The following is a 13576-nucleotide window of genomic DNA, read 5'->3' as shown; positions in this document are numbered from 1 at the left end:
TGGATACCCCGCGTCACGCCAGTTTCGCGGTCAGGTCGATGGACTGACCTTCCGCGAGTTGGACGAACGCCTTCTTGATATCGGAGCGCTGGCCGGGACGACCTTTAAAGCGCTTCGCTTTACCTTTTTGCACGAGCGTGTTGACGCCAAGAACCTTGACGCCAAACAAAATCTCGACAGCGACTTTGATCTCCGGCTTTGTCGCCGACAGCGCAACCTTGAAGACCATCTGGTTCTTCTCAGACAGTGCAGTCGCCTTTTCCGTGATCAGCGGCGCACGAACGATGTCGAACATCGCCTCACGAGACAGCCGCTCCGCTTTCTTACGGATCGCAAGCACGTTTGTCATGCCAGCCGCTCCTTCAGCTTCTCGACGCCATCACGCGTAATAGCGAGGACATCATGGTTCAGAATGTCATAAACATTCGCGCCGATTGTCGGCAGAACATCGATCTTCGGCAGATTACGCGCTGCGCGAACGAAACCTTCATCAACCGCACCGTCAACAATCAGGGCTGACTTCCAGCCGAGAGCTCTCAGCTTAACAGCCAGCTCAGCCGTTTTCGTCACACCTGAAGCAGCATCAAGAACGATCAGCTTGCCGTCTTTCGCTTTTTGCGAAAGCGCCGAGATCAGACCGAGACGACGAACCTTCTTAGGCAGGTCGTAACCGTGATCACGAACGACCGGACCGTGAACGGCGCCACCGGTGCGGAACTGCGGCGCGCGCAGCGAGCCCTGACGTGCCGAACCTGTGCCCTTCTGCTTGTAGGGCTTTTTGGTCGTTCCGGAGACTTCGCCCATGCCCTTTACCTTATGGTTGCCGGCACGGCGCTTTGCGAGCTGCCAATGAACGACGCGAGCCATAATGTCAGGGCGTGGTGCGATCGCGAAAATCTCGTCCGGAAGCGTCTGCGTTCCCGCGCTGCCGTTATCGAGAGTTTTGATATCGAGTTCCATTATCCTCAGCCTTCCGCCGTCGCGAGTGCAGCCGGATACGGCGCCTCAGCATGACGGGCCTTTTTGATAGCGTCACGGACCATAACGAGTCCGTTCTTGGCGCCAGGGATGGAACCGCGAATCATGATCAGGTTCTTGTCCGGATCGATCGCCGCCACTTCAAGGTTCAGCGTTGTCACCCGCTCATCACCAAGATGGCCTGCCATCTTCTTGTTCTTGAAGGTCTTGCCGGGATCCTGACGGTTGCCGGTTGAACCATGGGAACGGTGAGAGACCGAAACACCATGCGATGCTTCGAGGCCGGCAAAGTTCCAGCGCTTCATCGCGCCGGCAAAACCTTTACCCTTGCTGGTGCCGCACACGTCCACTTTCTGCCCCACAATGAAGTGCGAGGCGAGAATGCGGGTTCCGGCTGCGAGCACAGCGTCAGGGGCCACGCGGAATTCGCGCAGAACCTTTTTCGGCTCGACCTGAACCCGGGCGAAATGGCCGCGGTTCGGCTTTGTGACGTTCTTTACCTTGGCTTTGCCGAGACCGAGCTGAACGGCGGTATAACCGTCACGTTCCTCGGTCTTCGACTCCACTACCTGCACGTCGTCGAGGTGCAGGACGGTGACGGGCACATGTGTGCCGTCTTCTTTAAAGAGCCGGGTCATACCCAGCTTTCTTGCGATCAATCCGGTGCGCATCGTCTGGACCTTAGAGTTTGATCTCGACATCCACGCCAGCGGCGAGGTCGAGTTTCATGAGAGCGTCCACGGTCTGCGGGGTCGGCTCGACAATGTCGAGCAGCCGGCGATGAGTCCGAATTTCGAACTGCTCGCGGCTTTTCTTGTCCACGTGGGGTGAGCGGTTCACCGTGAACCGCTCAATATGCGTCGGCAGCGGGATAGGACCCCGAACCTGCGCACCCGTACGCTTCGCCGTATTGACGATTTCCTTCGTGCTATTGTCCAGCACGCGGTGATCGTACGCCTTCAGGCGAATGCGGATGTTCTGGTTGTCCATCGTTTTATTCAGTCCAACTTCACTAACCCGGGTCAGCATCTGTCCGGGATATTCCCACCGCCAAGTAAGACCCCGGTGGATCACTCCAACCGGGGCTACTTAGTTCAGGGCCCATCGGGGCTCCTGCCCCGTATTACTCGGTGATGGAAGCCACCACGCCGGCACCAACGGTGCGACCACCTTCACGAATAGCGAAGCGCAGCCCCTCATCCATGGCGATCGGAGCGATCAACTCAACATCCATGGCGACGTTATCACCAGGCATAACCATCTCCGTCCCTTCCGGCAGATGAACGACGCCAGTAACGTCGGTCGTGCGGAAATAAAACTGCGGACGGTAGTTCGTGAAGAACGGCGTGTGACGGCCACCCTCTTCTTTCGTGAGGATGTAGGCCTCAGCCTTGAACTTCTTATGCGGGGTGATGGAACCCGGCTTCGCCAGAACCTGACCACGCTCAACATCTTCACGCTTTGTGCCTCGAAGCAGTGCGCCGATGTTGTCGCCCGCCTCTCCGCGATCAAGCAGCTTGCGGAACATCTCGACACCGGTGACGATTGTCTTGACGGTATCCTTCAGACCCACGATCTCGACTTCGTCACCAGTGTTCACGATGCCACGCTCAACACGCCCCGTAACGACCGTGCCACGACCGGAGATCGAGAACACATCTTCGATCGGCATCAAGAATGGACGGTCAATCGGACGCTCAGGCTGCGGGATGTATTCGTCAACAGCATTCATGAGATCAAGAACTCGGTTTTCGCCGATTTCAGGATCACCGTCTTCGAGGGTTACCAGAGCCGAACCCTTGATGATGGGGATATCGTCGCCAGGGAACTGGTAAGACGACAGAAGCTCACGCACTTCCATCTCAACGAGTTCCAGCAGTTCCGGATCATCAACCTGATCGACTTTGTTCAGGAACACGACCAGAGCCGGCACACCAACCTGACGGGCAAGCAAAATGTGCTCACGTGTCTGCGGCATCGGACCATCTGCAGCGGAAACCACCAGAATGGCGCCGTCCATCTGAGCCGCACCAGTGATCATGTTCTTCACGTAGTCAGCATGACCAGGGCAGTCGACGTGAGCATAGTGACGCTTCGCCGTTTCGTACTCAACATGCGCCGTTGAGATCGTAATACCGCGAGCGCGCTCTTCCGGAGCCGCATCAATCATGTCGTACGCTTTGTACTCAGCGCCACCGGTCTTTGCCAGCGTTTTTGTGATTGCTGCCGTCAGCGACGTCTTACCATGGTCAACATGACCGATGGTGCCGATGTTGCAGTGCGGCTTATTCCGCTCAAATTTAGCCTTTGCCATCGTTTCTCTCCGTTATCCCGCAAGGCGGGATGCGGTTGTTGGTCCTGTTTCGATATACCGGGACAGAGTGCGTCCGGCATCCGGAAAATCTATTTCGCCGTTACCAGCGGTAGTGACTGAATGCCTTATTGGCTTCAGCCATGCGATGCGTGTCTTCGCGTTTTTTTACAGCGGAACCACGATTATTCATCGCGTCCATCAGCTCATTCGACAGACGATCCTGCATGGTGTTCTCCCCCCGCTTACGCGAGGCGTCAATCAGCCACCGGATTGCCAGAGCCTGACGACGATCCGTACGCACTTCAACGGGCACCTGATAGGTGGCACCACCGACGCGACGCGAACGAACCTCAACGGCCGGCTTCACGTTGTCCAGCGCTGTGTGGAACATCGTCACAGGGTCAGCGGATGCTCCGCCACTCCGACGCTGAAGTGACTCCAGCGCACCATAGACGATGCCCTCGGCTGTGGACTTCTTACCATCATACATCAGCGCATTCATGAAACGCGTGATAACGATGTCTCCAAATTTCGGATCCGGAAGGATCTCACGCTTTACAGCGCGGTGACGGCGACTCATGCCTCGATATTCCTCTTACTTAGGACGCTTCGCGCCATAGAGCGAGCGACGCTGACGGCGCTTGGCGATACCCTGCGTATCGAGCACACCGCGCAGGATGTGGTAGCGGACACCCGGAAGATCCTTCACGCGGCCGCCGCGGATCAGAACGACGCTATGCTCCTGGAGGTTATGCCCCTCACCAGGAATATAGCTCACCACCTCGTAGCCGTTCGTCAGACGCACTTTGGCGACCTTTCGCAGCGCGGAGTTCGGCTTCTTCGGTGTGGTTGTATACACGCGAGTGCAAACGCCACGCTTCTGCGGGCAGCCCTGAAGAGCCGGCACCTTGTTGCGCTTGGCCGCAGGCTCGCGCCCTTTTGCGATCAGCTGGTTGATGGTCGGCATGCGCCTATCCCGATCCTTACACAATTCGGCCGGCTAACCCTGTCTCCGGCTGCCGACTGTCATCCAAAACGAACCCCTTCGGACGTGAAACGCCCGGGAGCCTATCTTTACATCTGGCCTTGGCATTCCCCCGGAGAGGATACGGCACCACATGCTTTAACTTGCTGCTTACAGCAACCGCGCCTGAAAAAGCTATCCGGCGACAGGCTATGCTGAGGGCGCGGAAACTACGAAGGGGAGACAGGCAAGTCAAGAACAGACATGCAATTCCCGATCGATTTTTCCACACCGTATCTCAGCTATGCACCCTGTCAGGGACGAGCAAACCTCGTGACGCGATGAATTGAGGCGCTCTTAACGCGGAATCGGTCCGAAGGCCAGAGGATTCGGCGGAATATGGCAATAAATCGTTGAGAATCGGGGCCTGAGAGGATTCGCATGCGGGCTCTTCCCGGTTGATTGGTCTCTGTCCGAGTCGGAGAAGATGCCTTCGTGAAATAAACGTATTGTTTGCGGCAACGTGGAAGGCAGAAAAAAGGCCGGACAATCTGCCCGGCCTTTTCGCTTTGTCCTGATGAAGACGCTTTATTCGGCGGCTTCCGTTTTTGGCGACAGGCGCTGACGGTCCTGCTGAGCAGCGACGGCGCGCAGCTTGTTCATGACGCTGCCTGTGCCTGCCGGAATCAGACGACCAACAATCACATTCTCTTTGAGACCATTTAGTGTGTCGACTTTACCTGCCGTAGCAGCTTCGGTCAGCACCCGTGTCGTCTCCTGGAAGGACGCCGCTGAGATGAAGGACTGCGTCTGCAGCGAAGCCTTTGTGATACCCTGCAACACCGGCATAGCCACAGCAGGACGATCGCCAGCATTCAGACGCTTCGTATTCTCGGTCTCGAACTCGATCCGATCCACAGTCTCACCGATGAGATATGTCGTATCGCCGGGCTCGAGAACTTCGACTTTCTGAAGCATCTGACGGACGATAACCTCAATATGCTTATCGTTAATCTTCACTCCCTGCAGTCGATACACATCCTGAATCTCATTCACGAGATAATCAGAAAGGGCCTCGACCCCCATGACCTTCAGGATGTCATGCGGCACGCGCGGACCGTCGACCAGCGGATCGCCCTTCTGGACAAAATCGCCTTCCTGAACGGAAACGTGCTTGCCCTTCGGCACCAGATACTCGGTCTCTTCACCGGTTTCATCGTTTTTCACGATAATCCGGCGCTTCGACTTATAATCCTTACCGAACTCAACGCGGCCTTCGTTCTCAGCGATAATCGCATGATCTTTCGGCCGCCGTGCCTCAAACAGTTCGGCCACACGAGGCAGACCACCGGTGATATCACGGGTCTTGGAACCCTCACGCGGGATACGTGCAAGGACGTCACCCGCATGTACGGCGGAGCCATTCTCGACAGACAGAAGCGAGTCAGGCGACAGGAAGTAGCGGGCATCGTTACCGTTATCCAGCTTGATGACCTCACCTTTCTCGTCTTTGAGCTGCAACCTCGGACGCAGATCGACACCTTTAGACGCCTGTTTGTAATCCACGACAACTTTTGATGTCAGGCCTGTCACTTCGTCCATACGCTCGACAAGCGTGATAGAATCAATCAGGTCGAGATATTCAACTGTTCCCGCCTTCTCCGTGATGATCGGCAGGGTGTACGGGTCCCATTCGGCCATCTTCTGATTGCGCTCGACCGCCTGCCCTTCATCAACCAGGAGACGGGCACCATATGGTACACGATAACGTGCGCGTTCTGTTCCATTCTCATCCGTCAGGATGATCTCACAGTTACGGGACATAACAATCGGCACGTTCTGGCTGTTCTGCACCACATTGCGGTTACGAACAGTCACCTTACCGTCGCGGGATGCTTCCACCATTGACTGCTCAGCGCCGCGCTGCGCTGCGCCACCAATATGGAAGGTACGCATTGTCAGCTGGGTGCCGGGCTCGCCAATAGACTGAGCGGCGATCACGCCCACCGCCTCACCGATGTTGACCGGGGTTCCACGAGCAAGATCACGGCCATAACAATGACCACAGACACCAACACGACTGTCACAGGTCAGCACTGAACGGATGAGAACCGTTTCAACTCCGCTCTGCTCCAGCTTCTCTGCGTCCGCTTCATCAATCAGATGATTACGCTTAAATACAAGCTCGCCGGTTGATGGATTGACAACATCTGCCGCGAGTGTGCGTCCCAGAACACGCTCGGAAAGCGACGAGACGACTTCACCGCCATCCATGACAGCCCGGACAGTCAGTCCGCGCTCAGTTCCGCAATCATCTTCAACGATGATGCAGTCCTGAGCAACGTCAACGAGGCGGCGGGTCAGATATCCGGAGTTCGCTGTTTTCAACGCCGTATCAGCCAGTCCCTTACGGGCGCCGTGGGTCGACGTGAAGTAATCGAGAACCGACAGACCTTCTTTGAAGTTGGCGATAATCGGCTGCTCAATAATCTCACCCGACGGCTTAGCCATCAGACCGCGCATACCGGCAAGCTGCTTCATCTGCGCCGGCGACCCACGCGCACCGGAATGGCTCATCATCCACACAGAATTGATGGGCTTGCCAATTTCAGCCTTGGACAACTCCTTGGTCATCGCGGCCTGGACTTCATCCGTGCAGCGTGACCAGGCATCCACAACCTTGTTGTAGCGCTCGCCTGCCGTGATCAGACCATCCTGATACTGCTGCTCGAACTCTTTAACTTCGGCCGTCGTATGATCAACCAGAGCCTTCTTCTCTTTCGGGATGATCATGTCATCCTTGCCGAAGGAAATACCTGCTTTCGCAGCATGACGGAAACCAAGTGTCATCATCCGGTCGCAGAAAATTACGGCTTCCTTCTGACCGCAATGACGGTACACAGCGTCAATAACATCCGAGACGTTCTTTTTCGTCAGCTGCTTGTTGATCAGCGAAAACGGGATCAGCGCGCTTTTCGGCAGAATCTGCGCAATGAGCACACGCCCCGGTGTCGTTACCACAGTCTCACGAACAGACTTGCCTTCAGCGTCCACTGCCTCGAGACGGGCACGAATTTTGTCATGCAGCTTCAGAGCGCCGGAACTCAGAGCATATTCGACGTCGTTGATCGAACCGTAAGCAGGAGCGCCCTCTTTAATCAGCGCGCCGGTTTTATCGTCATATTCGCTCTTATCCGGCGTTGCAGCAAATTCCGGCGTCTCCAGGCTAAGATAATACAGACCGAGAACAATATCCTGGGACGGCACGATGATCGGCTTGCCGTTCGCCGGGCTGAGGATGTTGTTGGTGGACATCATCAGCACACGGGCTTCCAGCTGGGCTTCGAGCGACAGCGGCACGTGAACGGCCATCTGATCGCCGTCGAAATCAGCGTTAAAAGCAGTACAGACCAGCGGGTGAAGCTGGATAGCCTTACCTTCGACGAGAATCGGCTCAAACGCTTGAATACCAAGACGGTGAAGTGTCGGTGCACGGTTGAGCATGACCGGATGCTCGCGGATCACCTCCTCGAGAATATCCCACACTTCCGGACGCTCTTTTTCCACCATGCGCTTTGCAGCTTTGATGGTGGTTGCGTGGCCATATTTCTCAAGCTTCGAGTAGATAAACGGCTTGAACAGCTCAAGCGCCATCTTCTTCGGAAGACCGCACTGATGGAGCTTCAGCTCAGGTCCAACCACAATGACCGAACGACCGGAATAATCAACGCGCTTACCAAGCAGGTTCTGACGAAAACGCCCCTGCTTACCTTTCAGCATATCCGACAGCGATTTCAGCGGACGCTTGTTCGCGCCGGTAATTGCTCGTCCGCGCCGACCGTTGTCGAACAGGGCGTCCACAGCCTCCTGTAACATGCGCTTTTCGTTGCGGACGATAATATCCGGCGCGCGTAACTCCATGAGGCGTTTCAGGCGGTTATTACGGTTGATGACGCGACGATAGAGATCATTCAGATCCGAGGTCGCAAAACGACCACCATCAAGTGGCACCAGCGGACGCAGTTCGGGTGGAATCACCGGCACGAGATCCAGAATCATCCATTCCGGCTTGCAGCCGCTTTCTGCGAAGGCTTCAATCAGCTTCAGGCGCTTGACGAGCTTCTTACGCTTGGCTTCGGAGGTGGTCTCCTTCAGATCCTGACGCAGCTTCACCTTCTCAGCGTCACAGTCGATACGCTCAAGAATCTTTTTGACGGCCTCTGCACCAATGCCGACCTCGACGCCGTCTTCGGCATGTTCGTCCATAGCATCGAGATACTGATCTTCCGAAAGCAGACTAAACTGCTTGAACGGTGATGTCCCAGGCTCAAGAACAACGTAACTTTCGAAATACAGAACCTTTTCGAGATCTTTCAAAGTCATATCGACCATAAGGCCAATACGGCTGGGAAGAGATTTCAGAAACCAGATGTGAGCGACGGGGCTGGCAAGCTGGATATGCCCCATCCGTTCACGCCGCACTTTAGCAAGAGTGACTTCGACACCACATTTTTCGCAGATAATCCCACGGAACTTCATCCGTTTGTATTTACCGCAAAGGCATTCGTAGTCCTTGATCGGTCCGAAAATGCGCGCACAGAACAGACCATCGCGCTCAGGCTTGAACGTACGATAGTTGATCGTCTCGGGCTTTTTGATCTCGCCATACGACCACGATCTGATCTGTTCGCTGGAGGCCAGCTGAATCTTGATCTGATCGAAGGTGGCTGCCTGGCCTGTCTGACCAAGAATCTTCATGAGTTCATTCATGCGCCGAAAACCTCCAGAACGAAAATAGCGCGGTGGGCTGCCGCGCCATGCGGGGCGTTATGACCCGCACCCGAATTCATCGAAAATACTGTGACGCCGGAAGGATTTCTCCTCCCGGCGGAAGCCGGACCTTGTTTTGTTCCTGACTTAATCACCGCTGCTTTCCAGATCGACATTCAGACCGAGCGACTTCAGCTCTTTGATAAGAACATTGAAGCTCTCCGGTATGCCTGCTTCAAAGTCATCCTGCTCGCGCACAATCGACTCATAGACCTTGGTGCGACCAGACACGTCATCAGACTTAACCGTGAGCATTTCCTGAAGCGTGTAGGCGGCACCGTAGGCCTCGAGTGCCCAGACTTCCATCTCACCGAAGCGCTGACCACCGAACTGCGCCTTACCACCCAGCGGCTGCTGCGTGACAAGAGAATAAGGACCGATCGAACGGGCGTGGATTTTGTCATCCACGAGATGATGCAGCTTCAGCATGTAAATGTAGCCGACCGTTGTCTTGCGCTCGAAAGGCTCGCCGGTGCGCCCGTCAATCAGTTGCGACTGGCCTGACCGGTCAACCCCTGCTTTTTCGAGCATGTTCTCGATATCCGGAATAGATGCACCGTCAAACACCGGGGTTGCGATGGGGACGCCCTTACGCAGATTATTCGCCAACTCGACCAGTTGTCCGTGTTCCATTTCGGCGATGTCGGCTTTGTAAACCTCTTCGCCGTAAACGTCTTTCAACTCATCCAGCAGAATCTGCTTTTTCTCACCATCACGCTGATAAGCATCGACCATGGTGCCGATACGCTTGCCGATATTAGCACACGCCCAGCCCAGATGGGTTTCGAGAATTTGCCCGACATTCATACGAGATGGCACGCCGAGCGGGTTCAGTACGAGATCAACCGAAGTTCCATCTTCAAGAAACGGCATATCTTCAACCGGAACAACACGGGAGACGACACCTTTATTACCGTGACGGCCAGCCATTTTATCACCCGGCTGCAGCTTACGCTTCACCGCGACAAACACCTTGACCATTTTCATCACGCCGGGCGGCAGTTCGTCACCCCGCTGCAGTTTTTCGACCTTGCTGTCAAACCGGCCTTTAATCTTGCCGACAGCGACGTCGAACTCGGCACGCAGGGTTTCGAGCTCGGCCATCACAGCGTCAGATGACACTGTGATATGACGCCACGCACCCCGAGGAACCTCCGCGAGGACCTCCTCCGTGATCGGCGTGCCTGACTTCAGGCCTTTGAAACCCGCTCCCGCCGTCTGGCCAAGCAGATTTTCACGCAGACGATTGTAGAAGGATCGCTCCTGAATAGCCTGCTCATCATCGCGGTCCTTCGCCAGACGCTCGATTTCAGCGCGCTCGATCGCCATCGCACGCTCATCCTTGTCGACACCGCGACGGGAGAAGACGCGGACGTCGACGATCGTGCCGGTTGTTCCGGGCGGCAGACGCAGAGACGTATCACGAACGTCGGAAGCTTTTTCGCCGAAGATGGCGCGCAGGAGTTTTTCTTCCGGCGTCATCGGACTTTCGCCCTTTGGCGTGACCTTACCGACGAGAATATCGCCAGGATTCACCTCAGCGCCGACATAGACGATGCCCGCTTCGTCGAGACTGCGCAGTGCTTCTTCACCGACATTCGGGATGTCGCGGGTGATTTCTTCCTGACCCAGCTTCGTATCGCGGGCCATGACTTCGAATTCCTCGATATGGATCGAGGTGAAAACGTCATCACGGGCGATACGCTCGGAAATGAGGATAGAATCCTCAAAGTTGTAACCATTCCAGGGCATGAACGCGACGAGCACGTTCCGTCCGAGGGCCAGTTCACCGAGTTCCGTGGACGGTCCGTCCGCAATGATATCGCCCGAAGCAACCTGATCGCCAACCCGGACCAGTGGACGCTGGTTGATACAGGTGGACTGGTTGGAACGCGAATATTTGCGAAGACGATAAATGTCGACGCCCTGCGTCGCCCCATTATCATCAGTCGCACGGACCACAATCCGGGCGCCGTCAATCTGATCAACGATACCCGGACGGCGCGCCACGATGGTTGCGCCAGAGTCATGCGCAACAGCAGCTTCCATGCCCGTCCCGACCAGAGGCGCATCGGAGCGTACCAGCGGCACAGCCTGACGCTGCATGTTTGAACCCATCAGCGCGCGGTTTGCATCATCGTTCTCAAGAAACGGTATCAGCGCAGCAGCGACAGAAACAAGCTGTTTCGGCGAAACGTCACAGGCAGTCACTTCAGTCGGCGGAACGAGACGGAAGTCACCACTCCGGCGCACCGAGACCAGATCACCGGTCAGTCTGCCGTCAGGACTCTGCTTTGCATCGGCCTGAGCCACGACAAGGCGATCTTCTTCCATGGCGGAGAGATATTTCCAGCCCTCCTGGAAAACACCATCTTTCACGAGGCGGTACGGCGTTTCAATGAAGCCGTACTTATTCACTTTCGCGTACGTCGCCAGTGAGTTGATCAGACCGATATTCGGACCTTCCGGGGTCTCAATCGGGCAAATACGACCGTAATGCGTCGGATGAACATCGCGGACCTCGAAGCCCGCCCGCTCGCGTGTCAGACCTCCCGGACCGAGGGCCGAAAGGCGGCGTTTATGCGTCACTTCCGACAGCGGATTGGTCTGATCCATGAACTGGGACAACTGCGAAGAGCCGAAAAACTCACGCACAGCAGCGGCAGCCGGCTTTGCGTTGATCAGATCATGCGGCATGACAGTGTCAATATCGACAGACCCCATACGCTCGCGAATAGCGCGCTCCATACGGAGCAGACCGACGCGGTACTGATTTTCCATCAGCTCACCGACAGAACGAACACGACGGTTTCCAAGGTTATCGATATCATCGATCTGACCGCGACCATCCTTCAGGTCGCACATAACCTTGATAGTGCGCAGGATATCTTCCTTACGCAGGACACGAACGGTATCCGGGCAATCAACACCAAGACGCATGTTCATTTTCACGCGACCAACCGCAGACAGATCGTAGCGGTCCGGATCAAAAAAGAGGCTGCGGAACATCGCTTCAGCGGTTTCTGCCGTCGGCGGCTCACCCGGACGCATGACACGATAAATATCGATCAGCGCTTCATCACGCGAACTGTTCTTGTCGACCGTCAGCGTATTGCGGACCCACGGACCGTTCGCCGGATCAACAGCGAGCGTCGGGAGCTCGGTAAGACCAGCCTCCTCAAGCGCCTCAAGACGCGCCTCAGTCAGCTCTTCACCTGCCTCACCATAGATTTCACCCGTCTCAGGGTTAGCTATGTCATGAGCAATGAAACGACCAAGAAGATCGGCTTCACCAACCAGCACTTCCTTTGTCGTTTCGGCAATTTTACGAACGGTGCGCGCTGTCAGCTTGGAATCCGCGGCAGCGACCACTTCACCGGTCTGCGCATCAACCATATCGGACAGCAGCTTCTGACCACGGAACGCTTCCGGGTCGAACGGGCGAGCCCATCCTTTCGGTGTCTTGGTAAAGACTACATTATTATAGAAATAACCGAGGATCTCATCCGGATCCATACCCTGGATCTCAAGCGAATCGACGTCTCCGCCTTCTTCCGCCTTCTTTCGACGCGCAGCTTCGGAATGCATCCCTTCCAGCGCGTAAAGCAGGGTTGTCGCGGGAAGCTTACGCTTGCGATCAATACGGACATAAATCAGGTCCTTCGCATCGAACTCAAAATCAAGCCACGAGCCTCGATAAGGAATAACACGCGCCGAAAACAGATATTTTCCGGATGAATGCGTTTTACCTTTATCGTGATCAAAGAACACACCCGGGGAACGGTGCATCTGACTAACGATGACGCGCTCAGTACCATTAATGATAAAGGTGCCGTTATCTGTCATCAGGGGCATATCGCCCATATAGACCGGCTGCTCCTTAATATCTCTGATCGAGCGCGAACCCGTATCTTCATCCACGTCCCACACGATGAGACGCAGGATAACTTTCAGTGGCGCCGCGTAGGTAAGACCACGCTGGATACATTCCTCGACATCATATTTCGGCTCTTCAAATTCGTACTGAACAAATTCCAGCCGACCACGACCGGCGAAGTCGTTAATCGGAAATACTGAGCGGAAAACTTCCTGTAATCCCGTCTGCGTGCGGGCATCAGGTGAAACATTTGCCTGCAGAAACGCCTCGTAAGAGGCACGCTGCACATCGATAAGATTAGGCATCGGCGCAACTTCGGGGATTCGTCCGAAGCTTTTACGGATCCGCTTGCGTCCCGTGAACGATTTCGTAATTGCGTTCATTCTATCCTGCCCCGTCCCTGCCGTCGGACCACAAGGCCCCCCACCCCCGGAATTACCGGAAAAACAGGAGGCCAGACGGTCCGGCCGAAATATCGCACCAAATGCAGCCGTTACCGCTCTGCTTTCGCGCACCCTGCCTCAATCGCCCGACTTAACAGACCCACTCTGAGATCCGTTACAGACGAACAGGCGGAGACCAGAACAGCCTCCGCCCGATAATCTAACTCAAA

At 55.7% G+C, this 13576-nt stretch carries 9 protein-coding genes; all 9 read right to left on the bottom strand.

Annotated features, from left to right (window positions below; genetic code table 11):
• Positions 1–13: 13 nt before the first annotated feature.
• The 9 genes from GOB90_RS03035 to rpoB all read right to left on the bottom strand — a co-directional run bounded on the left by GOB90_RS03035 (position 14) and on the right by rpoB (position 13346).
• Positions 14–310, bottom strand: coding sequence for a 50S ribosomal protein L23 (locus tag GOB90_RS03035; RefSeq protein ID WP_173571907.1), 297 nt, complete (start codon positions 308–310; stop codon positions 14–16).
• Positions 311–345: 35 nt separating this feature from the next.
• Entirely contained in the window at positions 346–960 is a 615-nt protein-coding gene (rplD, locus tag GOB90_RS03030; RefSeq protein WP_146884859.1) for a 50S ribosomal protein L4, read from the bottom strand.
• A gap of 5 nt (positions 961–965) precedes the next feature.
• Positions 966–1649, bottom strand: a complete 684-nt coding sequence (gene rplC / locus GOB90_RS03025) for a 50S ribosomal protein L3 (RefSeq protein ID WP_146884861.1) — start codon at positions 1647–1649, stop codon at positions 966–968.
• Positions 1650–1659: 10 nt separating this feature from the next.
• On the bottom strand, positions 1660–1968 hold the full coding sequence (rpsJ, locus tag GOB90_RS03020; RefSeq protein ID WP_077806598.1) for a 30S ribosomal protein S10: 309 nt from the start codon (positions 1966–1968) through the stop codon (positions 1660–1662).
• A gap of 133 nt (positions 1969–2101) precedes the next feature.
• Positions 2102–3292: an elongation factor Tu gene (gene tuf, locus GOB90_RS03015; RefSeq protein WP_146884864.1), complete on the bottom strand. Its 1191-nt coding sequence runs from the start codon at positions 3290–3292 to the stop codon at positions 2102–2104.
• Positions 3293–3392: 100 nt separating this feature from the next.
• Positions 3393–3872, bottom strand: coding sequence for a 30S ribosomal protein S7 (gene rpsG, locus GOB90_RS03010; protein WP_146884866.1), 480 nt, complete (start codon positions 3870–3872; stop codon positions 3393–3395).
• A gap of 15 nt (positions 3873–3887) precedes the next feature.
• Positions 3888–4259 (bottom strand): 30S ribosomal protein S12, encoded by a 372-nt coding sequence (gene rpsL, locus GOB90_RS03005; protein WP_003621118.1) that lies wholly within the window; start codon positions 4257–4259, stop codon positions 3888–3890.
• A 585-nt stretch (positions 4260–4844) separates the two neighbouring features.
• Entirely contained in the window at positions 4845–9026 is a 4182-nt protein-coding gene (rpoC, locus tag GOB90_RS03000) for a DNA-directed RNA polymerase subunit beta' (protein WP_146884868.1), read from the bottom strand.
• Positions 9027–9173: 147 nt separating this feature from the next.
• A complete protein-coding gene (gene rpoB / locus GOB90_RS02995) occupies positions 9174–13346 on the bottom strand; it encodes a DNA-directed RNA polymerase subunit beta (protein WP_146884870.1) in 4173 nt (1390 codons plus the stop codon).
• Positions 13347–13576 lie beyond the last annotated feature (230 nt).

Source organism: Acetobacter oeni (assembly GCF_011516825.1).
GTDB classification, from domain to species: Bacteria; Pseudomonadota; Alphaproteobacteria; order Acetobacterales; family Acetobacteraceae; genus Acetobacter; species Acetobacter oeni.
Note: the sequence above shows the minus strand (reverse complement) of the source record. Positions and strands in the feature narration are given on the sequence as shown.